The sequence below is a fragment of the Micromonospora sp. CNZ295 genome, from assembly GCF_004217535.1.
Genome location: NZ_SHKZ01000001.1, coordinates 630,938 through 656,151 on the forward strand (window position 1 = coordinate 630,938; position 25,214 = coordinate 656,151).

The following is a 25,214-nucleotide window of genomic DNA, read 5'->3' on the forward strand; positions in this document are numbered from 1 at the left end:
GAATGCCCCCGCCCCCGCGACCGTAACCACGGCCGGGCCGCCGGGGCGGGACACGGTAGCGTCTTCCGCGTGACCGCCGACAAGAATCTCGACTCCGGCCTGCCGATCCGGCTGCTGCACGACCGGGTGCTGGTACGCATGGAGGGAAGCGAGGGTGAGCGCCGCTCCACCGCCGGCATCGTGATCCCGGCGACCGCCGCCGTCGGCAAGCGGCTGGCCTGGGCCACCGCCGTCGGGGTGGGCCCGAGTGTCCGCTCCATCGTCTCCGGCGACCGGGTGCTCTTCGATCCCGACGACCGCTCCGAGGTCGAGCTGCACGGCCGGGAGTACGTGCTGCTCCGCGAGCGCGACGTGCACGCCGTCGCCGCGCAACGCGTGGAGCCCGACTCGACGGGTCTCTACCTGTAGGGCCGTTTGCGCCGCTCCCTCCCGGGAAGCCAGCCGCACCAGGGGCCCTGGGGAGGGACGATGCCGGAGCTGATCAAGAAGTTGCTCTTCTGGGGCTTCATCGCGTTCCTGATCTACTTCATGGCGTTCCGCCCCGAGGGTGCCGCCGAGATGTTCAAGGCGATCGGCGCCGGCCTGGTAGCGATCTTCCAGGGTTTCGGTGACTTCCTGACCGGCCTCACCGCCTGACCGCCATCGGCCGCGGGCCCGGCGCGGGTCGTGACCGGTGGACCCCGGCGACCCGCGGCGCTGCGAACCGACGTCAGTACCGGCCGGGCGGCCAGGGGGCCGGCGGGCGGAGACCGGGCCAGCCGGGCGGCGGGCCGTAGCCGGGCGGGAACGCGGGCGGCGGTGGCGGGGCGAGCACGACCGGGATCGGGACCACCGGCTCGTCCGGCGCCTCCACCGGCCGCTGCGAGCCGTCCGGGAACCGCAGGTGGTAGCGGTGCCCGTCCCAGACGCCGACCGGGGCGTACGGGTCACGGCCGACGAAGAACGCGCGGTAGCCGCTGATCATCTCCAACAGGTGGCGCTCCTCGGCGGCGGCCCGCTCCCGGTCCTTGGGGCGGCTGTCCAGCCCACGCCGCATGCCGTCGCGCAGCAACGCGAGCCGGGTCGCGGCGAACTGGTACCCCCGCATCGCCTTCAGGCCGGCGTCGCCGCCGACCCGCTTGGCCCACGCCCGCGCCGCGTGCCGTCGCCCGAGGCTGCTCAGCGCCGCCACCTCGGGCGGGGTGAGCCACCCGGCGCGGACGTAGTCCGGGAGGGTGCGCTCGGTGAGCCGGCCCTCCCAGGACCGCAGCCAGACGGCCAGCCCGACCATGCCGAAGAAGATCGGCACCATGACACCGAGGAACCCGTAGAGCAGGATCAGCGGCTGGCCGGTGGCCTGCGTGAGCGTCGGCAGCAGGTTCCACGTGCCGTGCAGCATCATCGCCAGCAGCAGACCCGCGACCGGCGCCAGCACCCGCACCCGACGGTCGGCGGTACGGGCGGCGATGCCCAGCCCCACCCCGGTCATCGAGGTGAACAGCGGGTGGGCGAACCCGAAGAGCAGGATGCGCACGATGAAGATGGCGATGACCTGCTGCGTGCCGGTCGCCGGGCCGTACTGCTCGACACCGGTCCGGTAGCCGTAACCGCCCAGGTAGAGGATGTTCTCCACCATCGCGAAGCCGATCGCGGAGAGCCCGCAGTAGACCAGGGCGTCGGTGATCCCGGAGATCTCCCGGCGCCGGAAGATCAGCAGCAGGATCGGCCCGAGCGCCTTGGTCAGCTCCTCGATGAACGGCGCGACAAGCACGGCCGTGAGCGCGACGGGCAGGCTCAGCCGCTCGAAGACGCCGGCAGCGAAGCCGTTGACCGTCAGCGAGGCGGCCGTCGAGACGAACGCGCCCCACGCGAAGCAGAAGATCAGGTACTTCAGCGGCTCCGGCTCGTACCGGTCGAGCCACAGGAAACAGGCCACCAGCACCGGAACCGGAAGGATCGCCGCGATCACGCCGACCAGCAGTGCCTCACCGCCGAGGCTCTCGCCGAGTCGCCACACCATGAAGACGGCGCAGGCGGCGATCAGCAGGACCACCCCGCCGAGCACCAGGTAGCGGACCCAGCTCGTACGGCGTACCGGCATCCGGGGGCTGGCCGACGGGTCGGCGGCGGTCGGCGACGGCGGCAGGGGCACGCCGGGCGGGGTGTCGGCCATGACGTCAGCGTAGTCACCGCCGGCCCGCCGGGACGGCCGCACCACGGCCCGCTATGCTGCGGGCAGGTCACGAGCGCCAGCGTCAAGCCCCGGCTTGCTGGCCGGCAACCCTCGTCGAGGTTCGCGGTGGGGTGCCCCGGGTGATGACCGGGCCCGGCCCGATCCGCGCGCCGGGCAAGCGCGGACCCCGCCCGTGTGCCCACCGGGGTCCCTGGCCCCGGAGGCGCCGCAGATGACGCTCACTCTCCTACCCCCACCGGCGACGTCGCTCGCCCAGGCCGGACCGCTCGACGTGCTCGGCGTACCGGGTCAGGTCAACCTGGACTACGCGGCCACCGCGCCGTGCGCGCGGGCCGCCGCCGACGCGGTGGCCGAGCTGCTCCCCTGGTACGCGAGCGTGCACCGGGGCGCGGGTGCGCTGTCGCGGCGCTGCACGCTGGCGTACGAGCGGGCCCGCCAGGCGGTCGGCGACTTCTTCGGCGCCCGGCCGGACGACCACGTGGTCTTCACCCGGAACACCACGGACGCGCTGAACCTGCTGGCCCGGGCACTGCCGGCCGGCGGCACGGTGGTGACCTTCGGCGGCGAGCACCACGCCAACCTGCTGCCCTGGCCGCGCGGCTCGGTCCGGCTGCCGGTGCCGGATGCCCCGGCCGGCGCCGTCCGCGCGCTCGACGCCGCCCTCGGCGAACTGCGCCGGGGCGGCGGTCCCGGCCGCGAGCTGCCGGTGCTGGTCGCGGTGACCGGTGCGAGCAACGTGACCGGCGAACGCTGGCCGGTGGCCGAGCTGGCCCGGGTCGCCCGCCGGCACCGGGCCCGGATCGTAGTGGACGCCGCGCAGCTCGCCCCGCACGCTCCCGTCGACGTCCGCACCCTCGACGTCGACTACCTGGCCGCCTCCGGGCACAAGCTGTACGCGCCGTTCGGCGCGGGTGTGCTCATCGGGCGGGCCGACTGGCTGGACGCGGCGCCGCCCTACCTCGCCGGCGGCGGGGCGACCAGCCATGTCGGCGCCGCCACCCACGACGTCCGCTGGGCGACCGGGCCGGCCCGGCACGAGGCCGGAACGCCGAACCTGTTCGGCGCGGTGGCCCTCGCCGCGGTCTGCGACGCCCTGGCCGCCGCCGACCGGGTGGCGTTGCACGACGCCGAGCAGGCGTTGCTGGGCCGGTTGCGCGACGGCCTCCGGGCGCTGCCGCACGTGGTCGAGCTGCGCACGTTCGGCCCCGACGCGCCACGGGTGGGGATCGTCTCGTTCGTGGTGGCCGGTCGGGACTCGGCCGAGGTGGCGGCCGGCCTCGCCCGGCACCAGCAGATCGGCGTACGCGACGGCCTGTTCTGCGCCCACCCGCTCGCCCGGCGGCTGCTCGCCGAGGCGGCCGCGCGTGCCGGCCGGCGGGACCTGCCGGCGACGGCGCTGCGCGCCAGCATCGGGCTGGGCAGCACGGCGGACCACGTGGACCGGCTGGTGACGGCGCTCGCCGCGCTCGGCTGACGGGCGGTCAGCCGACCGGCGGTGCGGTGGGCGGCTTGGCTGTGCCGTTCCGCTCGGCCGACGCCCCGGCCCCGTCCGGCTCGCCGAAGGACCGGCGAACCCAGCGGTTCGCCTCGTCCTGCGCGATGCCGGAGGCGACCAGCAGGTCGCTGGCCGTGGTACGCACCTGCGCGATCACGACGCTGCCGGAGAAGCCCACCCCCTCCTCGTACGCCCGACCGGCCTCGCTGACCGCCCGCAGCGACCGCTCGCGGGCCTTCTCCGCCTCCGCTCCCGCGGCGAACTCCTGCTTGAGCAGCCGTACCGACTCGGCGAGGTGCGCCACCGCGTCCGGCATCGGGTCCGGGATCGCCTCCTCGTCCTCGACGAGCGTGACGGCCCGCCGGACCAGCGTGCCGCTGTTGCGCATGGCCCGGTCGATCGGGTCGGCCGCCTCGGCGTAGTGGGAGAGTTCGTTACGCCGGTGCCAGCGCGCGGGCGAGAGCGTCGCGGTCTCCTTGGCGCCCTCGATCGCCTCGCCGAACGTGGCCAGCTCCTCCTTGTTGTCGCGCAACCGCTCCAGTGCGCCCTGCAACTTGTCCCGGTCCCGTTCCCGCAGCCCCTCGGCGGCCATGTCGAGCTGGGCGGCGAGCAGGTCCAGCGCCGGGCGGGCGGCGCGGTTGAGCACCCGCAGCGGGTTGAGCGGCAACAGGATCGCGGTGACCAGGAGCGCGATCCCACCACCGACGAAGGCGTCGACGAACCGGGGTAGCTCCAGGTTCTCGGTCGACGGCGTGAGCGTCACGATCAGCACGGCGGTCGCCGCCGCCTGGATCACGATCGCCACGCTTCCCCCGGCGAAGATGGTCAGGATGATCGCGGCGGTCACCACGAGCCCGAGCTGCCAGGCGCCGGTGCCCAGGAAGTAGATGAGGACGTCGCCGATGGCCACGCCGACGGCCACCCCGGCGATCAGCTCCAGGGTCCGCCGGAACCGCTGGCCGACCGAGGCGGCGAGCGTGCCGACCGCCGAGATCGGCGCGAAGACCGGCTCCGGGTTACCGAGCAGCTCGTGTGCCGCCAGCCAGGACAGGCCGGCGGCGAGTCCGGCCTGCACGGCGAGGCCCAGCGACATGCGTACCCGGTGCAGGCGGTCGTGCAGGGTGGCCTTGCTCCGGTGGTGGAGCTGCTGCACCGCCTCGGCGATCCGGGCCCCGTCGATGTCCACACCGCCGTCCCGCAACGCGAACCGCTGCGTCAGCGAAGGTCGTTCGTCCCGGGCCACGGCCGGTACTACCCGCACCGTGCCCGAAGAATCCTCGAACGGAAGGGCCCCTTCTCAACGCCCGCGGTAGCGGAGGGGTCTCCGCTTAACACCTCCGGCGGCAACCGGCACACTCGACGGCGTGGCGGACCTCCTCGACCGGTGGCGTACCGCGGCCCGGGACGCCGGCGCCACCGACGCCGGGCAGGTGACGGCCGCCGGAGCCGAGCTGATCCGGCGCTGGCGGGAGCCGCACCGGCACTACCACACGCCCGCCCACCTGACCGCCGTGCTGGACGTGATCGACGGGTACGCCCGGCTGGCCCGGCGGCCCGACCTGGTGCGGCTCGCGGCGTGGTGCCACGACGCCGTCTACGACCCGCGGGCCGGCGGCGCCGCCAACGAGCGGGACAGCGCCGCGCTCGCCGGCACGCTGCTCGACCGGGTGGGGCTTCCGGCCGCCGCCGTGGCCGAGGTACGCCGGCTGGTGCTGCTCACCGCCGACCACGTCACCGACCCGGCGGACGCCGACGGCGGCCTGCTCTGCGACGCGGACCTCGCGGTCCTGGCCGCCGCCCCCGAGGTGTACGACCGGTACGCCGCCGCGATCCGCCGGGAGTACGCGCACGTGCCGGAGGCGCAGTTCCGCACCGCCCGGTCCCAGGTGCTGGCCGCCCTGCTGGCCCGACCGACCCGCTACCGCCACCCCACCCTGTCCGCCCGCTGGGACCCCGCCGCCCGCGCGAACCTGACCCGCGAACTGGCCACCCTCTGACAGCCCCGCCCCGGCACGCCCCGCGCTCCGCGATCCGGCAGGTTCTGCCCCCGACAAACCGCCACGAAGAACACATTCCAGGGATCGAAAGGACAAGATCCCGGAGCGCGGAGGCGGGGTTTTGATGATCAGATAGCGGGGTCGTAGCCTCGGCGCATGCCTCTCCTCGACGAACTGCGTGCCGCGCTCGGCGACGACGCCGTGCTCACCGATCCGGATCTGCTGCGGATGCACGAGCGGGACGAGGCGGATCTCTGCGCCTCGGGCACGCCGCTCGTGGTCACCCGTCCCCGGGACACCGGGCAGGTGGCGGCGGTGGTACGCGCGGCGGCCCGGCACGGCGTACCCGTGGTGCCGCAGGGTGCCCGGACGGGGCTGGCCGGCGCGGCGAACGCGGTCGAGGGCGCCGTGATCATCAGCACCGCGGCCCTGGACGGGATCCTGGAGATCGACCCGGTCAGCCGGATCGCCGTGGTGCAGCCCGGCGTGGTCAACGCGACGCTCGCCGCCGCCGTCGCGAAGCACGGCCTGTGGTACCCGCCCGACCCCGGGTCCTGGGAATCGTCGACGATCGGCGGGAACGTCGCCACCAACGCCGGCGGCATGTGCTGCGTGAAGTACGGCGTGACCACCGAGTACGTGCTCGGCCTGGAGGTGGTGCTCGCCTCCGGCGAGGTGCTGCGCACCGGCCGGCGGACCGCGAAGGGCGTGGCCGGCTACGACCTGACCCGGCTCTTCGTCGGCTCGGAGGGCACCCTCGGCGTGATCACCGAGGTGACCGTCGCGCTGCGCCCCGCCCCGGCCGAGTCGCTGACCATGGTGGCGGTCTTCCCGTCCACCACCGCCGCCGGCGCCGCCGTGGCCGAGATCGGCGCCCAGGGCCTCTCGCCCAGCCTGCTCGAACTGCTCGACCAGACGCACCTGCGGGCCATCGAGGCGTACCGGCCGATGGGGCTGCGGACGGACGCGGCGGCGCTGCTGCTGGCCGCCGTGGACACCGGCACGCGGGCCGCCGACGACCTGGCCGGCGTCGCGGCGGTCTGCGAGGCCGCCGGGGCCGACGAGGTGTACGCGGCCACCGACGCGGTGGAGGCGGCCGCGCTGCTGCAGGCCCGGCGGCTGGCGCACCCGGCGATGGAGAAGTTCGCCGCCGACGCGTACCCGGCCGGCAACGGTGGTCTGATCATCGACGACGTGGCGGTGCCCCGGGGCGCGTTGGCCGCGATGCTCGACGGCGTGGCGCGGATCGCGGCCGAGTGCGACGTGCCGATCGGAGTGGTGGGGCACGCCGGGGACGGCAACCTGCACCCGAACATCGTGGTGGACCGGGCCGACCCGGCGAGCCTGGAGCGGGGACGGCGGGCCTTCGACGAGATCATGCGGCTGGGGCTGGAGATGGGTGGCACCTGCACCGGCGAGCACGGCGTCGGCCTGCTCAAGCGCGACTGGCTGGCCCGGGAGATCGGCCCGGTCGGCGTACGGGTGCACGAGGCGGTCAAGGCGGCGCTGGACCCGACCGGGCTGCTCAACCCGGGCAAGGTGCTCTGACCGCGCCGGGCGCCGGCTCAGGCGGTGGGTTCGGCGGGGGTGGCCTGGGTCAGCAGCAGCAGGATCTCGTTGGCGATCTTCGGTTGCACCTCGCCCGGGCAGTCCTGCGAGGTGATCGTGCCGGCCGAGGTCAGCAGGCTGGACGTCAACGCGTCGATGCAGGTGACCCGGTACTGCCGCGCCTGGTCGGTCTCCTTGGCCAGACCCGGGTCGGCCAGCAGTGCCTGGAGGCGGCTGACCTGCTCCGGGTCGAGCGCGCCGGTTGACGTCACGCCGTCACCGGCGCAGTCCACGCACTCCCACCGGCCGTCGGCCTCGACGTTCAGCTTCCGGAGCGGGCCGGTCGCGCCGACCTTCTGCAACAGGGTGACCCGGCCCTCGCTGACGGTCGCCGCGTCGCCCAGCTGCGGCTGGGCTGCCGCCGGCTGGTCGGGTCGCTCCTCACCATCCGCGTCGGCACCACCGCCGCAACCGGCGAGTACGGCCGCCAGCACGGCGGCGAGGGACAGCGAGACCAGACGCGACCCAGGTACGGCACCCACGCGCCGCAACCTACCCCACCGTAGGTAGCGCGCGTAACCCGCCGGACGGCCGGGCCATCGATGATGGGCGTTCCGAAGCGGATCGGTCACCGGGAGGAGGACGGGAGTTCAACCGGATCGCCGTCGGCGCCCCGGTCCGCGGCGAAGCCCCGGACGTCCGGCGCGCCGAGCCGGGCCGCGTCGGCCGTCGCGTCGTCCGGCATCAGCTGCGAGTTCCGCTCCGCCGCCACGCGCGCCCGGTAGTGCGCCACCTCCCGCGCGCGGACCTCGGCGTTCCACCCGAGCACCGCACCCATCAACTCCGCGGCGTGCTCGGCGGACTCCAGGCCGCGGTGCGCCGTCTCGATGGAGATCCGGGTACGGCGGGTGAGCACGTCCTCCAGGTGCAGCGCCCCCTCGGCGCTGGCCGCGTACGTCACCTCGGCGGCCAGGTACTCCGGAGCGCCCGCCAGCGGCGAGCCGAGCAGCGGCTCGGCGTCGATCAGGGCGAGCAGCTCCAGCGTGAGGTTGCCGTACCGCTCCAACAGGTGCTCGACGACGCCGACCGGCACCCCGTGCCGGCGGGCCACGTCGGCACGGTCCCGCCACAGCGCCGGGTACCCGTCGGCGCCGAGCAGCGGCAGGTCGGCGGTGCGCGACGGACGCACCGACCCGAGCCGGTGCGCGGCCCGGTCGACCACGTCCGAGGCCATCACCCGGTACGTCGTGTACTTCCCGCCGGCCACCAGCAGCAGGCCGAGCATCGGCTCGAACACCGCGTGCTCCCGGGACAGCTTCGAGGTGGAGTCCGCCTCGCCGGCCAGCAGCGGCCGCAGGCCCGCGTACACGCCCTCGATGTCGGCGGTGCTGAGCGGCCGGTCCAGGACGGTGTTGACCTGCGCCAACAGGTATTCGATGTCGCGTGCGGAGGCCGCCGGACGGGACCGGTCAAGCCGCCAGTCGGTGTCGGTCGTGCCGATGATCCAGTGGCCGCCCCACGGGATGACGAAGAGCACGCTCGTCGCGGTCCGCAGGATCAGCCCGGTCTCGCCGGTGATCGCCGACCGGGGCACCACCAGGTGTACCCCCTTGGAGGCTCGGACCCGCACGCCGGGGCGCAGCCCGACGTCGTCGAGCATCCGGGACATGTCGTCGCTCCAGACACCGGTGGCCGCGATGACCGTGCGGGCGCGTACCTCGAACTCGGCGTCCGGGGAACCGGCGGGCGCCTCCAGGTCGCGGACGCGGACCCCGGTCACCTCGCGGGCCTCGCGGATCAGACCGACGGCGCGGGCGCTGGTCACCACGGTCGCACCGAGGCTGGCCGCCGTCCGGGCGAGGGTGACCACCAGGCGGGCGTCGTCGACCTGCCCGTCGTAGTAGCGGATGGCGCCGGCCAGCCCTTCCGCCTTCAGGCTCGGGAAGATTCGGCGGGCGCCCTCCCGGCTCAGGTGCCGGTGCAGCGGCATCCCCCGGCCGCCCCCGAAGACCCCGGCGAACGCGTCGTACGTCGCCACGCCGGCCCCGTAGTAGGAGCGGCGGAAGAGTCGGGCCGGCAGGTCCCGCACCCCCTTGCCGGCCGGCAGCGGGACCAGGAACGGCACCGGTCGGACCAGGTGCGGGGCGAGCCGGGTGGCGAGCAGGCCCCGCTCGGTGAGCGCCTCGTGGACCAGGTGGAACTCGAGCTGCTCCAGGTAGCGCAGGCCACCGTGGATCAGCTTGCTGGACCGGCTGGACGTGCCGGCGGCGTAGTCGCGGGCCTCGACCAGGGCGACCTTCAGACCGCGCGAGGCGGCGTCCAGCGCGGCCCCCGCGCCGGTGACGCCACCCCCGATGACCAGGACGTCGAAGCGGTCGGCGGCCAGGCGGCGCAGGTCGGCGGCGCGCCGCTGCGGGGAGAGCTTGCTGGCGGCCGCTCGGGACACGTTGGGGTCACGCACGCCTCCACCGTAGCCGCCGCCCCCGCACGCCCGGGCCCCCCGACGCCCCCGCCCCTCCCGTGATCTTGCACTTGGTGCCCCGGCAAAGGCCGCAAACTGGGTCATCAGGGGGGCCGAAAGTGCAAGATCGCGTTGCTGGCGACGTAATGTTTGGCGGTGCAGCCTCAACACCCCGCAGAACCCGTCGTCCCGGTCCCGGCGGGCGCGGGGGCGGGCAGCCCCTGGGCGGTGGTGGCCGCCGTGCTCAGCGGGCTGTGGCTCGTCGGGCTCACCGTGGTCGGGCAGCTCGGCGGGTGGCTGACCGACCAGATCCTGCTCGCCTCCGGCCTCGACCGGGCGACCTGGCTCTGGCCGGTCAGCACCATCGGGGTCGTGCTCCTGGCCGGCCCGCCCACCCTGCTGCTGGCCCTGGTGCCCCGGTCCGCCACGGTCCGCGCCACCGGCCGGGTCTGGCTGACGGCCCTGCTGCTGTTCGGCGCCCTGGGGCTGCTGCGGACGCTGCCGCCGGTGCACCACGAGGCGTACCTCGCGGCACTCGCCGCCACGGCCGGCCTGGCCGTGCTCGTGGTCCGCCGGCTGGCCCGGCACGGCACCGCGCCGACCGCCCCGCCGGCGGTCCCGCCCCCCACGCCGACCGCCCCGCCGACCGCCCCGCTCGCCACGCCGATCGCCCCGGCGGCGGCCCCGCCCCCCACGCCGATCGCCCCGACCGCCCCGCCCGCGGCCACGCCCACGGCGCCGCGCCCCGCCCCGGTGACGCTGCTCGGGCTCGCCGGCGGGCTGCTCGTGTTGCTGCCGTGGGCGTGGGTCGGCGCGCTCGGCGGGCCGCTGGAGACGCTGCTCGCCGCGCTCGCCGCGGCGGCCGTCGGCGGGCTGGCGGCCGTCCTGCTGACCGGCGCGTTCTGGTCCCGCTTCGCGGTCGGCACGCCGCCCCGGCCCGCCCGCCTGGTGCTCGTCGGCGGGCTGGTCGCCGGGGTGGCCCTGCTGCTGCTCGGCGCGGTCGCCGGCCAGTCCGGCGCGCAGCTGCCGCTGCTGCTCACCCTGCCCCCGGCCGGCTTCGCGCTGGCCGCCCTCGCGGCGGCGACCCGCCGCACGGCGGCCGGCGCCGGCCCGGCGACCGCCTGGCTGGTGGGGCTCGGCGTGTTCGGCCCGTTGGCGTGGACGGACTCCGAGGAGATCAATCTGGCGCTGGCCGGCAGCCGCGACGTGCCGTACTGGGTCGCGGTCGCCGCCGGCGTGGGGCTCGCCGTCGCGGTCGTGCTGGCGGTCGCGTACGGGGTGCTGCTCGCCCGGCGGCACGCCGCGCGGCCCCGGCGGGCGGTCGCCGGGGTGGCCGCCGCCGTCCTGCTGGCGACCCTGGGCGTGGTGGCCGCCGGGCCGGGGCAGCCCGGCCTGCACGGCGAGCGGCTGTTCGTGGTGCTGCGGGAGCAGGCCGACCTGAGCGGCGTCCCCGCCACGACCGGTCGCGCGGGCCGGGACGCCCGGACCGCCGAGGTCTACCGGCGACTGGTGGAGACGGCCGAGCGCACGCAGGCCGACCTGCGCCGGGACCTGCGCCGGTTCGGGCTGGACCACACGCCGTACTACCTGGTCAACGCGATCGAGGTCGACGGCGGGCCGCTCGTGCGGGCCTGGCTCGCCGGCCGTCCGGAGGTGGACCGGGTGCTGCTCAGCCAGCGGGTCCGTCCGCTGCCGGCACCGGCCACCCCCACCCGCGGAGACGCGCCGCCGCCAGCCGGTCCGGAGTGGAACATCCGGCTGATCGGCGCCGACCGGGTCTGGTCGGAGCTGGGCGTCAACGGTGCGGGCGTGACCATCGGCAGCTCGGACTCGGGTGTGGACGGTGCCCATCCGGCGTTGACCGACGGCTTCCGGGGTGGTGACGACTCGTGGTACGACCCCTGGGACGGCTCCCCGGTCCCCACCGACGGGGGCGGGCACGGCACCCACACGCTGGGCAGCGCCGTCGGCCGCGGCGGTGTCGGGGTGGCCCCCGGCGCCTCCTGGACCGGCTGCGTCAACCTGGGCCGCAACCTCGGCAACCCGGCCTACTATCTGGACTGCCTCCAGTTCATGTTGGCGCCCTTCCCACCAGGCGGCGACCCGTTCACCGACGGCCGCCCGCAGCGCGCGCCGGACATCCTCACCAACTCGTGGGGCTGCCCGGCGCTCGAGGGCTGCGACCCCCGGGTGCTGCGGCCGGCCACCGACGCGCTGGACGCCGCCGGCATCCTGGTGGTGGCGGCCGCCGGCAACACCGGTCCGCACTGCGGCTCGATCGACGACCCACCGGCGCCGTACCCGGACGTGCTGACCGTCGGCGCGGTCGACCGGCAGCGCCGGGTGACCGACTTCTCCTCGCGCGGGCCGGCGCCCGGCGGCGCGGCCAAGCCCGACCTGGTCGCTCCCGGCGCCGACGTGCTCAGCGCGCTGCCGGGCGGCGGGTACGGCGAACTCAGCGGCACGTCGATGGCGACCCCGCAAGTGGCGGGCGTGGCCGCGCTGATGTGGTCGGCCAACCCGGCGCTGGTCGGTGACCTGGCCACGACTCGACGGATCCTGGCGGAGACCGCCGGGCCGGTCCCGGTCGGCACCGGAGCGTGCGGCGACGAGCGGAACCTCGCCGGCGCCGGCCTCGTCGACGCGTACGCGGCCGTCCGCGCCGCCCGGGGGTGAAAGGAAGGGCCCCTTCCTGACGCCTCCGGCGGTAAATGGGCCCCTTCTTAACAGAAGCGCCCCGGTGATCTAGGGTCGGCGTCCATGGACGTGGAGATCGTCGAGCTGACCGCGGACGAGCTGCCCGCCGTGCTGGAGCTGTGCGGCCGGGCGCTGGACCTGCCCGAGGACGCGGCCGAGGCACCGGCCATCGTGGACGTGCTCTGGGCCCGCGCCGCCGCCGACCGGCCGCTGGTCCCGCTGGGCGCGTACCGGGACGGTCTCCTCACCGGCGTGCTGATCGCCTCGCTCTCCGGCCGCGACGGCGCGCAGGGGCACGTGGACCTGGTGGCGGTGGACCCGGCGTACCGGCGGCGCGGCGTCGGTCGGGCGCTGCTGGCGTACGCCGAGGAGCGGCTCGCCGCGCTCGGGGCGACCGAGGTGCTGCTGGCGGGGAACCCGCCGCACTACGCCTGGCCGGGCATCGACGTGCGCTACACGCCGGCGGTCTGCGCGGCGCAGGCGCTCGGCTACACGCAGGACCGCACGGCCTGGAACATGACGGCCGACCTGTCGTACGACGAGAGCCCGGCCCTGCGCACGACCGCGCCGGCGGAGCAGCGGCTGGCCGGCCAGGGCGTGACGGTACGCCGCGCGGAGCCGGCGGACCTGCCGGCTTTGGCGGACTTCGCCCGGTCGGTGTTCGGCGGCACCTGGGACGCGGAGCTGGCCGGCTCGGTCGGCCGCGACCGGGCCGGCTGCCACCTCGCCGAGCGCGACGGCGCGGTGCTGGGCTTCGCCGCCTGGGGTTCGTCGCGGCCGAGCTGGTTCGGCCCGATGGGTACGGCACCCGCCGCCGAGGGGTCGGGGATCGGCGGCGTGCTGCTCCGCCGCTGTCTGGCCGACCAGCGTGCGGCCGGGATCACGGCGGCGCAGATCGGCTGGGTGGGCCCGGTCGGGTTCTACTCGGGCAGCGCGGGCGCCCGGATCGAGCGGGTGTTCTTCCTGTACCGGAGGACGCTCGGGGATCGATAACGGGCGAATAGGATAGATCACCTGATAGCGTCATTCGCCCGCGTCGCCCATCGACGCCCCCTACCGTTTCGGTAGAGGAGGCACCATGACCACGGACGACGAACGGACCGGGCCGCTGCCCTTCGACCGCATCGACTTCGGCGACGCCGAGCAGCGGGCAGAGATGGACGGCGCCGACGAGCCGCCGGACGACGAACCGGTGGCGGTGGTGGACGAGCCGGTACAGGTGCGGCAGCCGTACGACCGGACGCAGAAGCGGCGCAACCAACGGCCGCTGCCGACGTAGGAGAGACCCGAAAGGGGCGGACCGCTGACGCGGCCCGCCCCTCCCGGTGTCGTGGAGCTGGACTCAGAAGTCCATGTCCCCGCCACCCGGGCCAGCCGGGGCGGCCGGGGTCTTCTCCGGCTTGTCCGCCACGACGGCCTCGGTGGTGAGGAAGAGCGCCGCGATCGACGACGCGTTCTGCAGCGCCGACCGGGTCACCTTGGCCGGGTCGATGATGCCCGCGGCCATCAGGTCCACGTACTCGCCGGTCGCGGCGTTCAGGCCGTGACCCGCCTCGATGTTGCGGACGTGCTCGACGACGACGCCACCCTCGAGGCCGGCGTTGACGGCGATCTGCCGCAGCGGAGCGTCCAGCGCGATCTTGACGATCTGGGCGCCGGTCGCCTCGTCACCGGTCAGGTCCAGCTTGTCGAAGGCGGTCTTGCCGGCCTGCACCAGCGCGACGCCACCACCCGGGACGATGCCCTCCTCGACGGCGGCCTTCGCGTTGCGGACGGCGTCCTCGATGCGGTGCTTGCGCTCCTTCAGCTCGACCTCGGTGGCCGCGCCGACCTTGATCACCGCGACGCCGCCGGCCAGCTTGGCCAGCCGCTCCTGCAGCTTCTCGCGGTCGTAGTCGGAGTCGCTCTTCTCGATCTCGGCCCGGATCTGGTTGACCCGGCCCTGGATCTGCTCGGCGTCGCCGGCACCGTCGACGATGGTGGTCTCGTCCTTGGTCACCACGACCTTGCGGGCGCGGCCCAGCATGTCGAGGCCGACGGCGTCCAGCTTGAGGCCGACCTCCTCGCTGATGACCTGGCCACCGGTGAGGATGGCGATGTCGGTCAGCATGGCCTTGCGGCGGTCACCGAAGCCCGGCGCCTTGACGGCGACCGACTTGAAGGTGCCCCGGACCTTGTTGACCACCAGGGTGGCGAGGGCCTCGCCCTCCAGGTCCTCGGCGATGATCAGCAGCGGCTTGCCCGACTGCATGACCTTCTCCAGGATCGGGAGCAGGTCCTTCACCGAGGAGATCTTGCTGTTGACGATCAGGATGTACGGGTCGTCGAAGACGGCCTCCATACGCTCCGGGTCGGTCATGAAGTAGGCGGAGATGTAGCCCTTGTCGAAGCGCATACCCTCGGTGAGCTCAAGCTCCAGGCCGAAGGTGTTGCTCTCTTCGACGGTGATGACGCCTTCCTTGCCGACCTTGTCCATCGCCTCGGCGATGATCTCACCGACGCTGGTGTCACCAGCGGAGATGGAGGCGGTGGAGGCGATCTGCTCCTTGGTCTCGACGTCCTTGGCGAGCTTCAGCAGCTCCTCCGAGACGCTCGTGACCGCGGCCTCGATGCCCCGCTTCAGGGCCATCGGGTTGGCACCGGCGGCCACGTTGCGCAGGCCCTCGCGAACCAGGGCCTGGGCCAGGACGGTCGCCGTCGTCGTGCCGTCACCGGCGACGTCGTCGGTCTTCTTCGCGACCTCCTTGACCAGCTCGGCGCCGATCTTCTCGTACGGGTCCTCGAGCTCGATCTCCTTGGCGATGCTCACACCATCGTTGGTGATGGTGGGGGCGCCCCACTTCTTCTCGAGCACGACGTTGCGGCCCTTGGGGCCGAGGGTCACCTTCACGGCGTCGGCGAGCTGGTTCATGCCCCGCTCGAGGCCGCGGCGAGCCTCCTCGTCGAACGCGATCATCTTGGCCATACGGCGTTGTCCTCCTGGACACTCACGGGCCACCCGAGGGTGTGCCCCGGATGGGCCGTCTGGTGTACGCACCTTGGGACGTCGCCACCTGGCGACGACGACGTCCGCAGGCCGGGCCGGATAGCCCGCGACGACCGGCCATGTGCCGCACCCGCGCCTCCTGACGCCCGTGCGGCCGTGGCCCTACCGCCCCGACCATTGGCACTCACGGTCTGCGAGTGCCAATGACTTGTTTAGCACTCTCCCTTGCCGAGTGCAAGCACGATCGCCCCCGTCAGCCGAGTTCGGCCGCCAGCCGCGTGGCGTTCACCGGCTGCTCGTGGGCGCGCTGCTCCGCGTACGTCACGACCAGCCCGACCTGCTGGGCCAGGTAGGCCGGGAGGGGCAGCAACTGGGTGATCACCAGCACGAGGAGGAACCCGACGGCCGTCCCCGGCGACTCCAGGGGCGCGGTGCCGAACGGCAGGGTGGCCACGCCCTCCAGCGCGCCGGCCAGCACCGACACGACGATCACCACGGCGGCGATCAGGGCCACCCGGCCGAGCACCAGCCCGAGGCGGTCGTGGAACATCCGGAAGGAGCGGGCGATCGGGGCCTGCCGCTCGAAGAGGTAGATCGGGCCGGCCAGGCTCAGGGCGAACGCGAGGTAGATGCCGGGGAGCACACAGAAGCACACGCCAACGGCGACCAGCAGGCCGATCAGCAACGTCCAGCCCCACAGGCCCGGCGCGCGGCGCAGACCGTAGCGGAGCGCCGCGCCCAGGTCGACCGGCTCGCCGGCCGCCTGGCGGGCGATCACCCAGGTGCCCGCCGCCCAGCCGATGCTCTGCACCAGGCCGACGAGCACCGCGCCGACGAGGGCGATCCCGAACAGGGTGACCAGGTCCCCCACGAACCCGTCGGGCAGCGCGGCCGAGTCCTCGGCCAGGGCCGCGTCCCACTCGGCGGACGGGTCGACCGCGTACGTCAGGAGCCCGATCAGGACGGCCGGCAGCACCTGGGTCAGCAGCAGGATCGGCAGCAGCAGGCTCCAGCCGCGCCGGACCGCTCCGGTGCACCGGTCGAACCAGCCAGCCAGACCGGCCCCGGGCGGGGGGACCAGCGGGTCCGCCGGGTCGAACCCGGCCGCGGACCAGCCGGCGAAGGCCTGCCCGGGCCACACCGGTGCGCCCGGCTGCCACGGCCCGGCCGCACCCCATGCCGCGGCTCCCGGCCGCGGTGGGGCGACCGGGTCCCAGGAGTGGCCACCCGGCTGCGCAGCGGCCGGGTCCCAGGAAGACCCACCCGGCTGCGGGCCCGTCGGGTGCCAGGGGTAGGGCGGTGCGGCACCGGACGGGCCGGAGGGAGCCGCCGGAGGCGGTACGGCACCGGACGTCGGATCCGGATCATCCGGCGGCGGAGACGGCACGGTCGGGGGTGGCTGGTCGGACACTGAACCCTCCTCAGCGACGGCTGGAACGGTTCATGATCTTCCCTGGTGCGGTGCCGGCACCGCACCCCCGGCCGGCCATGCTTCGCGGGAGCACCGCCGTCGTCGGTCGGCTCCGCGGCGGAGCCGAGGGCCGCTCAGGCGATGACGCGCACCCGCTCGGCCTGGGGACCCTTCTGGCCCTGGGCGATCTCGAACTCCACCCGCTGGCCGTCGTCCAGCGCCTTGTAGCCGTCCATCTCGATGGCGGAGAAGTGGACGAAGACGTCCTGGCCGCCGTCGACGGCGATGAAGCCGTAGCCCTTTTCGGCGTTGAACCACTTCACGGTGCCCTGTGCCACGGTGCACTTCCTCACTCTGCGCGGCGTCTCACTCACCCCGCCGCGACCGGCGCTCCGGCCCGCGGGGCGGCACCGGTTCGGCGATCGGCGACGGCCGCTGAATCGGTGACCGAAATCGCACGCTACACGAGGCGTGACGGCGGCGCACGACCACAAATCGGGCATATTCCGAGCGATCCACATTGCTCGTCGTCGCTGTGGTAGGCATGCGGGATGGCGAGTACTCCGGGTGTGCCCGACCCGGGGCAGGTCGCGGTGCGGCGGGCGCAGGTCCGGCGGGTCCGACCGGCGGACGCCGCGCGGATGCGGGCCCTGCGGCTGGAGATGCTCGCCGACGCACCGCTGGCGTTCCTGGAGACCATCGCCGACGCGGCCGCCCGGCCGCACGCCGAGTTCGCCGCGCGCGTCGCGTACACCTCGTCGGGCACCCGGACAGCGCAGTTCATCGCGGATCCGGGCGGTGGCCGGCTGGTCGGGCACGCCGGCGGCACGGTGGCACCGGAGGAGCCGGGACTCACCGTCGTGTACGCCGTCTACGTCACCCCGTCCTGGCGGGGCAGCGGGCTGCTCGCCGACCTGATCGAGGCGGTCGCCGGCTGGTCGCGCGCCTGCGGTCGGCCCGAACTGATGCTGGAGGTCGTGGTCGGCAACGACCGGGCCTACCGGGCGTACCAGCGGCTGGGCTTCGTCGACACCGGCGTGCGCGTCCCGCACCCGACGGTGCCGACCCTCACCGAACTCCAGATGCGCCGCCCGGCCTGAGTGCCCCTCGGGTGAACCGGGGCCCCTTCCCAAGCACCAGGCGTTGAGAAGGGACCCTCCGTGCCACCTCAGACGTGGCGGCGGCTCTGGACGACGCGGAACCGGTTCGCGACGTACGCGCCGTCGGTGAGAGCGGCGTTGGCGGCCGCGTTGGCGCCGCTGCCGTGGAAGTCGGAGAAGGCCGCCGACTGGTTCACGAACACGCCGCCGGTCAGGTTGGCCGACAGGTGCACGCCGACCTCGATCGCCGCCGCCTCGGCCGCGTCCAGCACCGCCTCGTCGGTCGAGTAGACCGCGGCGGTCAGCGCGCCCTTCTCGCCCACCGTGGAGCGCAGGACCTCCAGGCTGTGCTCGGTCGAGTCGGTCGCGATGGCGAACGAGATCGGCCCGAACCACTCGCGGGAGTAGGTGGCGGTGTCACCGGCGTCCAGCTTGACGATGGTCGGCGTCCGCACCACCGCGCCGGGGAAGGCCGGGTGCTCGACGGTACGGGACTCCAGCACCGGCTCACCGACCTTGGTCACCTCGTCGAGGCGCTCCAGCACCCCGTCGTTGACGATCGCGCCGGTCAGCTCGACCCCGCGCGCCGGGTCGGCGGTGAGCTTGCCGACCGCGCCCGCGATGCCGGCGGCCACCTCGTCGAAGCTCTTGTGGCCCTGGTCGGTCGCGATGCCGTTCCGGGGGATCAGGATGTTCTGCGAGGTGGTGCACATCTGCCCGCTGTACAGGGTGAGCGTGAAGCCCAGGTTGCGGCACATCCCGGCGAAGTCGTCGGTCGAGTCGACCACCACGGTGTTCAGGCCGGCCTTCTCGGTGTAGACCTGCGCCTGCCGGGCGTTGGCCTCCAGCCAGTCGCCGTACTCGGTGGAGCCGGTGAAGTCCACGATCTTCACGGACGGGTGCAGGGCCAGCGTCGACGCGAGCTTCTCGCCCGGGGCCTCCGCGGCGAGCTGCACCAGGTTCGGGTCGAAGCCGGCTTCGGCGAGCACCTGACGGGCGTACTTCACCGTGACCGCCAGCGGCAGCACCGCGCGCGGGTGCGGCTTGACCACGACCGGGTTGCCGGTGACCAGGGAGGCGAAGAGCCCCGGGTACGAGTTCCAGGTCGGGAACGTGTTGCACCCGATCACCAGCGCGACACCGCGCGGCACCACGTGGAAGGTCTTGGTCATCCGCAGCGGGTCGCCCTTGCCCGCCGCCTTCTCCCAGCCGGCCGTCCCCGGGTGCCGGCTCATCTCCGCGTACGCGTACGCCAGCGCCTCCAGCGCCCGGTCCAGGGCGTGCGCCCCACCGGCCTGGAAGGCCATCACGAACGCCTGGCCGCTGGTGAACTGCACCGCGTTGGCCAGCTCGAAGACGTTCTTGTGCAGGCGGTCCAGGATCTCCAGGCAGACGCCCACCCGGACCTGCGGGCCGGCGTCCCGCCAGGCGGGCAGTGCGGCGGTCGCCGCCCCGACGAGCTGGTCGGCCGCCGCGTGCGGGTAGCGGACGCCCAGGTCGACCCCGAACGGGCTGGCCTCGGTGGCGACGGTGCTCCCGTCACCGGGCTGGTCGAGGGGGAAGTCGCCACCCAGGTACGCCTCGAAGGCCGCCTTGCCGTCGGCGGCGGCCGTCTCGCCGTACACCCGGGGGCTCGGCGACTCGGGGTAGGCGGACCAGTACCCGCGCTCCGAGATGGCCTTCAGCGCCCGGGTGAGGGTTTCGGCGTGCCTGTCGTACAGGGGGTGCGGGGTCTCCGTCATGCCCGCCATCATGCAACACCGGACCGCACGATCAGTAGGGCCGTGTCACAACTCAAATTGTCAACTGCCAGTTCGTCCAGCCGTCGACCGGGCGGAACCCCAGCTGCTCGTTGATCCGGATCATGTGCTCGTTGACCGCCGCGTTCCAGGTGTCGATCGCGCGCAGCTGCGGCTCGTACCCGACCGCGTACCGCAGGTTCTCGGCCTTGACCAGAAGCCCAAGCCGGTGCCCGCGATGGTCCGGGTCGACGATGGTGGTCTGCTGCCACGCGTGCCACGGGATGCCGCCGTTGACGTCGAGCATGGTCCAGGCCACCAGCCGGCCGGTCGCCTCGTGCACCGCGCCGTAGTGGTAGTGCCGCCGCCCCCGCGCGGCGAGCACCTCCTCGGTCCCCCGGATCCGTTCGGCGTCGATGTTCTCGGCCTCCAGTTCCAGGTCGCCGATCGGCGCGTCGGTGTTCATCCGGCCCTCCAGCCGGGCCACGTCGGCGACGTACTCCTCCGGGACCGGCCCGTGCCAGGCCACGCCGCGATAGCCGGCGGCGCGCCGGCGGGCACCGGCCAGCAGCTCCTCCAGCGCGGCGTGGTCGACCCCCGCGACGTCCAGCCGCCGCCGGACCTCCGTCAGCGCCGCCTGCGCGCCGGTGGTCGCGGCGAAGGCCCCGCCGGCCTCCGGGCGGGCCGGCCCACCCGGCAGCGCCGTCACCGTGTCCCCGAACATCCGCTTACGGCCGTGCGCCCGGGCCACCTCGATCGCGTACGCCAGGAGCGCGCGACCCGCGCCCCGGCGCCGGTGCTCGGGGTGGACGGCCAGCGTGATGCTGGCGTTGTCGGTGTTGTCGAGCTGCGGCAACCGCAGTTCGAGATGGCCGGCGGCCACGCCGTCGAGCCGGGCGAGGGCGCGGAGCACGGTGAGGCCCGGCATCGGGTTGGCCGCGTACGCCGCGAACTGGTCCCGGGTCTGGTTCGGGAAATCGGGCTGGTCGGCGGCGGTCGCCGCGAACGCGACCCGGTGCGCCTCGTCGATCGCGGCCGGGTCGGCGGCGTCGTACGGCGTGACGGCGATGCTCATGGCTTCGAGCGTGCGCGGAAAACGCGATCGGGGCCAGCGGTTTTCCGCCGGCCCCGATCGGACGTTGGTCGGGAGGGACGATCGCACAACGCCTCCGGCGCTGGGTCGAAAGAACAAGGTCTTCGGCGACACGCCCTCCCGCACGGAGCATCTTGCGCTGCCCGATTGCCGACGTCAAGTCCTTCACCGCGCGTTTTCCGCACTGAGCGCGAAATGCCGACTACCGTCCGGATCTCCCACCCCACCCCCTCCCACGCCGTCGACCATGAAGTTACAGCCGGGGAAAGCGCTTTCGAGCGCTAATAGTTCATGATCAACCGTGGGTGGGCGGGGGTGGGGGTTCAGGACAGGAGGCCGGCGTCTCGGGCGGCGCGTAGGGAGGGCTTGATGCGGTGGGTGGGGCCGACCTGGCTCGCGACGGCGTCCAGCGTCTTCAGGCCCTCGCCCGTGTTGAACACGACCGTCTCGGCGGCCGGGTCGAGGCGGCCGGACTCGACGAGCTTGCGCAGCGCGGCGACGGTCACGCCACCCGCGGTCTCGGCGAAGACCCCGGTGGTACGGGCCAGCAGCCGGATCCCGGCGCGGATCTCCTCGTCGTCGACTTGGTCCATCCAGCCGCCGGTCCGGCGGACCGCCTCGAGGGCGTACAGGCCGGCGGCGGGGTCGCCGATGTTCAGCGACTTGGCGATCCCGGTCGGCTTGACCGGGGTGATGGTGTCGGTGCCGTCGTGCAGGGCGGTGGCGATCGGGTTGCAGCCGGTGGACTGCGCGCCGAACACCTTCCAGCCACCGGCCGGCGCCTCGACGAGCCCGATCTCGACCAGCTCGCTGAACGCCTTGTCGATCTTCGTAAGCAGCTCGCCGGAGGCCATCGGGATCACCACCTGGGCGGGGATCCGCCAGCCGAGCTGCTCGGCCACCTCGTAGCCGAGCGTCTTCGACCCCTCCGCGTAGTACGGGCGCACGTTCACGTTGACGAACGCGGTGTCCTCGAACTCGTCGGTCTCCACCAGCTCCCCGCAGAGCCGGTTCACGTCGTCGTACGACCCGTCGATCGCGACCAGGTCGCCGCCGTACACGGCGGTCGTGACCACCTTGCCCTGCTCCAGGTCGCTGGGGATGAAGACGACCGACGGGATGCCGGCCCGGGCGGCGTGCGCGGCGACCGAGTTGGCCAGGTTGCCGGTGGAGGCGCAGGCGAACCGGGTGAAGCCCAACGCCCGCGCCGCGGTCAGCGCCACCGAGACCACGCGGTCCTTGAAGGAGTGGGTCGGGTTGGCGCTGTCGTCCTTGACCCACAGTGGCGCGGTGATGCCCAGCTCGGCGGCGAGGTTCGGGGCGGCGACCAGCGGGGTGAAGCCCGGGTCGAGGGTGACCCGCGCGGCCGCGTCCTGGCCGGCGGGGAGCAGCGCGGCGTACCGCCAGATGTTCTTCGGGCCCGCCTCGATCTGCTCCCGGGTGACGGCGGCGAGGGCGGCGGTGTCGTAGTCCACCTCGAGCGGACCGAAACATTCGTAACAGGCGTGCTGGGCGGCGAGCGGGTACCGGGCCGAACAGGCGCGACAGACCAGGGCGCGGGCGGGGCTGGTGGTGGTGTCGATGCCGGACGGGACGAGCGTCGACGTCATGTCGAGAGTCCTCTCATCTTTCCCCGCTTCGCGCTCTGCGGCGGGGACGGAATTGGCACCTGCCCCGCCGGTCGCTCTGCGGTGAGCGCGCGGGGTGGTTGCCGGGGCGTCGTCGGGCCGTATCCCTCAGCCCCTCTGGATGAGGTATGTAGTTGTGCCGCCGAGTCTAAGCACCGCCAGGTGGCTGGCAACCGCCTCTTCCCACGGAGTGGCCAGATGTGACCTAGCCCGCAACCTGCCGGCCGCCCTGGTTCAGACCGGGACGGAGCGGGGCGACGGCGAATTGGCGGCGGCCGAGCGCCGGGCGGGGAGCAGGGTGTCCAACGCCCAGGTACCGGGCCCGAGCACCGCGACCAGGAAGAAGGACCAGCAGAACAGGATCGGCAGCTCGCCGTGGTTGCGCAGCGGCAGCAGCGCCTCGGGCTGGTGGACGACGAAGTACGCGTAGGCCATCGACCCGGACGCCAGCAGCGCGGCCGGCCGGGTGAGGAAGCCGACGAGCACCAGGCCGCCGCACACGACCTGGATCAGCGCCGCCCACCAGCCGGGCCACTCCCCGACGGCTACGGCCTGACCCGTGCCCCGGTTGCCGCCGAAGACGCCGAAGAGCGAAGCGAGGCCGTGGCACAGGAACAGCAGGCCGACCACCATGCGGAACAGGGACAGGACCGAACCGCCCAACCGATCAGTACGCATTCCGATACCTCCATTACGCCGGGTTGGGCATCAGGATGCGACCTTCGATTTAACAATGTCGATACATTCCCTCTTCGTGGGAACGCTCCCACGGCGCTCGTCCCGGCCACCTCGGACCGGCTAGCGGGCCACGACGGCGGGCGCGTCGACGACCGCCGCCGGATCGGCGACGGCGGTGGGCCGCGGCCCGGTCGTACCGCGGCGGGGGCGGACCGCGACGTTGGCTGCCACCAGGGCGGCGATGGTGACGGCCGCGCCGGCCAGCTCAACGGCAGCGGGCCGGTAACCGCGGGCGACCTGTACGGCGAAGGTGGTCACCGGGACCAGGTTCATGAACAGCGCCGCGTTGGCCGCGCCCAGGCGCTGCACGCCGGTGTTCCAGGCCAGCCCGGCGACCACCGCGGCGACGATCACGACGTACGCCAGTTGCGGTGCGACCGCGACGAGGTCGGCCGCGGCGGGTACGTGCTGCCAGCCGGCGAGGTCGGCCGAGGCGCTGGCGGCCAGCATGGCGAACGTGCCGGCGACCGACGTCAGCGTGGTGTAGCGGAGTGGCGTCCACTCGCCGAACCGGGTGGCGCCGTGGGTGTAGATCGCCCAGCCGAGCACCGCGCCGCTGGTCAGCAGGGCGCCCAACCCGAACTCGTCGAATCCGTCGAGCCGGCCGCGGGTGATCACCAGACCGACGCCCACCAGCGCGACCAGGGAGAGCCCGAGCAGCAGCGGCCGCGGGCGTACGCCGTCGCGGGCCCACCGGACCAGTTGGGTGACCACCGGGATGGTGGACGCGAAGAGCGCGATCTGCTGCGGGGTGGCGTACCCGAGGGCCAGGTTGGCCAGCAGGTTGAAGCCGGCGAACCCGCCGATGCCGAGCAGCGCCACCTCGGTGGCCCGACGGCCGGGACGCAGCGCGGCGGCGCCCTCCCGGATCAGCAGCAGCGCGACCAGGATCGCGGTGGCCAGCAGATAGCGGGCGGTGGTCAGGTTGAGCGCGTCGACCCGGCCCAGCGCGCTGGCCAGCACGGGGAACATCACCCCCCAGCTCAGGACGGCGAGCAGCGGAAAGGCGGCCGCGCGAGAGCGCATGGAAGCTCCTTGTTCGAGTACCGTCGAACCAACGACGCCGACCCTACGGCCTTGTTCGACGAAACTCGAACAACGGTTACACTCGTCACATGGAGCTGCACGAACCCGCGCTGGACGAGGTCCCGGTCACGGCCGTCCTGGCCGCACTGGCCGACGACGTCCGGCTCCAGATCGTGCGGGTGCTCGCCACCGGCGGTGAGCACGCCTGCGGCACGTTCGAGTTCGGCGTCTCCAAGGCCACCCGCAGCCACCACCTGAAGGTGCTACGTGAGGCCGGGTTCACCCGGACCCGGATCGCCGGCACCACCCGCTTCGTCCGGCTGCGCCGCGACGAGCTCGACCGCCGCTACCCCGGCCTGCTGGACGCGATACTCACCGAACGGGCAGGGCGGGACGCCGCCTGACGGCGCCCAGGCGATCGGAGCCGGACCAGGTGAACTGCGTCAGCGCTTGCGCTCACGGACGTAGACACCGCGCCCCTGGTGCCCCTCGACCAGACCCTCGGCGCGGAGAATGAGCATCGCCGAGCGGATGACCTGGGTCGAAACGCCGTACTTCGCGCACAGTTCGGAGATGGACGGCAGCTTGTCGCCAGGCTTCAGGTCGCCCGACCTGATCTCGTCCCGGATCTCGGTGGTGATGCGCTCGTAGAACGGTGTGACTGGCACGGTGGAGGCCCCGGGGCGGCCATGCTGGCCGCTGGCCTTCGCGACTCGCTGGGGCACGTCAACGTCCTGGACTTCGGCGAGACGACGTTGAGCGGGGAGGACCGGCAGTTCCTGCGTACCCGGGTGTGGTGCGACCACCGACGGCCCGACGGCCTCCGCTGCACCCGTCGGGCCGACCACCCCGGCGACTGCTCGACGGCGTGATGACGTATCCGGCTCAGCTCCAAACCCACCGGCCTGCAAACCCCCCTCCGCGGCTCGCGCACGTCCCGCCCCACCCGGACGAACAGCGGGAGCGGGCAGTGCGAGCATCGGTGGATGCCCACTTGCACGACCACGGCACGCGCCGCGATTCTGCTGGCCGGCGCCTTGCTCGCCAGCGCCTGCGCTCCGGTGGACGGCTCGCCGGCACCCGGCGCCGCCCAGCCGGACAGCACGAGCCGGCCGAGCCTGA

At 73.8% G+C, this 25,214-nt stretch carries 24 protein-coding genes and 2 riboswitches; of the genes, 11 read left to right on the forward strand and 13 right to left on the reverse strand.

The genetic code is table 11. The features are described from left to right. Positions 1-69 precede the first annotated feature (69 nt). Positions 70-408, forward strand: a complete 339-nt coding sequence (locus tag EV376_RS02960) for a GroES family chaperonin (protein ID WP_130320618.1) — start codon at positions 70-72, stop codon at positions 406-408. Between the two features lie 60 nt (positions 409-468). Further along, on the forward strand, positions 469-636 hold the full coding sequence (locus tag EV376_RS30045; protein WP_165437940.1) for a hypothetical protein: 168 nt from the start codon (positions 469-471) through the stop codon (positions 634-636). A 73-nt stretch (positions 637-709) separates the two neighbouring features. On the opposite strand, the gene EV376_RS02965 is transcribed toward EV376_RS30045, so the two are convergent. Then, positions 710-2,197: a PrsW family intramembrane metalloprotease gene (locus EV376_RS02965; RefSeq protein WP_130320619.1), complete on the reverse strand. Its 1,488-nt coding sequence runs from the start codon at positions 2,195-2,197 to the stop codon at positions 710-712. 20 nt (positions 2,198-2,217) lie between these two features. Continuing rightward, positions 2,218-2,339, forward strand: a riboswitch (SAM riboswitch). A 45-nt stretch (positions 2,340-2,384) separates the two neighbouring features. Here EV376_RS02965 and EV376_RS02970 point away from each other — a divergent pair. Next, complete coding sequence (locus EV376_RS02970) at positions 2,385-3,647, forward strand: aminotransferase class V-fold PLP-dependent enzyme (protein WP_130320620.1); 1,263 nt, start codon at positions 2,385-2,387, stop codon at positions 3,645-3,647. Between the two features lie 7 nt (positions 3,648-3,654). On the opposite strand, the gene EV376_RS02975 is transcribed toward EV376_RS02970, so the two are convergent. Next, complete coding sequence (locus EV376_RS02975) at positions 3,655-4,854, reverse strand: FUSC family protein (RefSeq protein ID WP_207228485.1); 1,200 nt, start codon at positions 4,852-4,854, stop codon at positions 3,655-3,657. 178 nt (positions 4,855-5,032) lie between these two features. On the opposite strand from EV376_RS02975, the gene EV376_RS02980 reads away from it, so the two are divergent. After that, the gene (locus tag EV376_RS02980) at positions 5,033-5,665 is read left to right on the forward strand and encodes an HD domain-containing protein (protein ID WP_130320622.1); all 633 of its coding nucleotides are present in this window, start codon (positions 5,033-5,035) and stop codon (positions 5,663-5,665) included. A gap of 156 nt (positions 5,666-5,821) precedes the next feature. Further along, a complete protein-coding gene (locus EV376_RS02985) occupies positions 5,822-7,213 on the forward strand; it encodes an FAD-linked oxidase C-terminal domain-containing protein (RefSeq protein ID WP_130320623.1) in 1,392 nt (463 codons plus the stop codon). A gap of 17 nt (positions 7,214-7,230) precedes the next feature. Here the strand turns inward: EV376_RS02985 and EV376_RS02990 are convergent, their stop codons facing one another. Together EV376_RS02990 and EV376_RS02995 are read right to left on the reverse strand one after the other, a co-directional pair. Further along, positions 7,231-7,755: a hypothetical protein gene (locus EV376_RS02990; protein WP_130320624.1), complete on the reverse strand. Its 525-nt coding sequence runs from the start codon at positions 7,753-7,755 to the stop codon at positions 7,231-7,233. A gap of 86 nt (positions 7,756-7,841) precedes the next feature. Next, a complete protein-coding gene (locus EV376_RS02995; RefSeq protein ID WP_130328500.1) occupies positions 7,842-9,659 on the reverse strand; it encodes a glycerol-3-phosphate dehydrogenase/oxidase in 1,818 nt (605 codons plus the stop codon). Between the two features lie 171 nt (positions 9,660-9,830). On the opposite strand from EV376_RS02995, the gene EV376_RS03000 reads away from it, so the two are divergent. The 3 genes from EV376_RS03000 to EV376_RS03010 all read left to right on the forward strand — a co-directional run bounded on the left by EV376_RS03000 (position 9,831) and on the right by EV376_RS03010 (position 13,650). Continuing rightward, positions 9,831-12,350, forward strand: coding sequence for a S8 family serine peptidase (locus tag EV376_RS03000; RefSeq protein WP_486482501.1), 2,520 nt, complete (start codon positions 9,831-9,833; stop codon positions 12,348-12,350). Positions 12,351-12,434: 84 nt separating this feature from the next. Next, positions 12,435-13,364, forward strand: coding sequence for a GNAT family N-acetyltransferase (locus EV376_RS03005; protein WP_130320626.1), 930 nt, complete (start codon positions 12,435-12,437; stop codon positions 13,362-13,364). Between the two features lie 85 nt (positions 13,365-13,449). Beyond that, a complete protein-coding gene (locus tag EV376_RS03010; protein ID WP_130320627.1) occupies positions 13,450-13,650 on the forward strand; it encodes a hypothetical protein in 201 nt (66 codons plus the stop codon). 63 nt (positions 13,651-13,713) lie between these two features. Here the strand turns inward: EV376_RS03010 and groL are convergent, their stop codons facing one another. The 3 genes from groL to EV376_RS03025 form a co-directional block, all read right to left on the reverse strand. Continuing rightward, positions 13,714-15,336, reverse strand: a complete 1,623-nt coding sequence (groL, locus tag EV376_RS03015; protein ID WP_130320628.1) for a chaperonin GroEL — start codon at positions 15,334-15,336, stop codon at positions 13,714-13,716. 274 nt (positions 15,337-15,610) lie between these two features. Continuing rightward, the gene (locus EV376_RS03020; RefSeq protein ID WP_130320629.1) at positions 15,611-16,498 is read right to left on the reverse strand and encodes a hypothetical protein; all 888 of its coding nucleotides are present in this window, start codon (positions 16,496-16,498) and stop codon (positions 15,611-15,613) included. 404 nt (positions 16,499-16,902) lie between these two features. After that, complete coding sequence (locus EV376_RS03025; protein WP_013288855.1) at positions 16,903-17,106, reverse strand: cold-shock protein; 204 nt, start codon at positions 17,104-17,106, stop codon at positions 16,903-16,905. Positions 17,107-17,319: 213 nt separating this feature from the next. Between EV376_RS03025 and EV376_RS03030 the strand changes: the two genes are divergently transcribed. After that, positions 17,320-17,868, forward strand: a complete 549-nt coding sequence (locus EV376_RS03030) for a GNAT family N-acetyltransferase (protein ID WP_130320630.1) — start codon at positions 17,320-17,322, stop codon at positions 17,866-17,868. A gap of 68 nt (positions 17,869-17,936) precedes the next feature. Here the strand turns inward: EV376_RS03030 and paaN are convergent, their stop codons facing one another. The 5 genes from paaN to EV376_RS03055 form a co-directional block, all read right to left on the reverse strand. Then, entirely contained in the window at positions 17,937-19,610 is a 1,674-nt protein-coding gene (gene paaN / locus EV376_RS03035) for a phenylacetic acid degradation protein PaaN (protein WP_207228023.1), read from the reverse strand. Positions 19,611-19,662: 52 nt separating this feature from the next. Then, complete coding sequence (locus EV376_RS03040) at positions 19,663-20,682, reverse strand: GNAT family N-acetyltransferase (protein WP_130320632.1); 1,020 nt, start codon at positions 20,680-20,682, stop codon at positions 19,663-19,665. Between the two features lie 341 nt (positions 20,683-21,023). After that, the gene (thrC, locus tag EV376_RS03045; RefSeq protein WP_130320633.1) at positions 21,024-22,310 is read right to left on the reverse strand and encodes a threonine synthase; all 1,287 of its coding nucleotides are present in this window, start codon (positions 22,308-22,310) and stop codon (positions 21,024-21,026) included. Between the two features lie 10 nt (positions 22,311-22,320). Beyond that, positions 22,321-22,456: riboswitch (SAM riboswitch) on the reverse strand. A gap of 106 nt (positions 22,457-22,562) precedes the next feature. Then, positions 22,563-23,006, reverse strand: a complete 444-nt coding sequence (locus EV376_RS03050; RefSeq protein WP_130320634.1) for a DoxX family protein — start codon at positions 23,004-23,006, stop codon at positions 22,563-22,565. Positions 23,007-23,126: 120 nt separating this feature from the next. Continuing rightward, a complete protein-coding gene (locus tag EV376_RS03055) occupies positions 23,127-24,092 on the reverse strand; it encodes a DMT family transporter (RefSeq protein ID WP_130320635.1) in 966 nt (321 codons plus the stop codon). Between the two features lie 89 nt (positions 24,093-24,181). Here EV376_RS03055 and EV376_RS03060 point away from each other — a divergent pair, with 89 nt between their 5' ends. Continuing rightward, entirely contained in the window at positions 24,182-24,496 is a 315-nt protein-coding gene (locus tag EV376_RS03060; RefSeq protein ID WP_130320636.1) for a helix-turn-helix domain-containing protein, read from the forward strand. 39 nt (positions 24,497-24,535) lie between these two features. Here EV376_RS03060 and EV376_RS03065 read toward each other — a convergent pair whose 3' ends face one another. After that, a complete protein-coding gene (locus EV376_RS03065; RefSeq protein WP_130328501.1) occupies positions 24,536-24,760 on the reverse strand; it encodes a winged helix-turn-helix domain-containing protein in 225 nt (74 codons plus the stop codon). 21 nt (positions 24,761-24,781) lie between these two features. Between EV376_RS03065 and EV376_RS03070 the strand changes: the two genes are divergently transcribed. Further along, a complete protein-coding gene (locus EV376_RS03070) occupies positions 24,782-24,964 on the forward strand; it encodes a hypothetical protein (RefSeq protein WP_486482502.1) in 183 nt (60 codons plus the stop codon). Positions 24,965-25,214 lie beyond the last annotated feature (250 nt).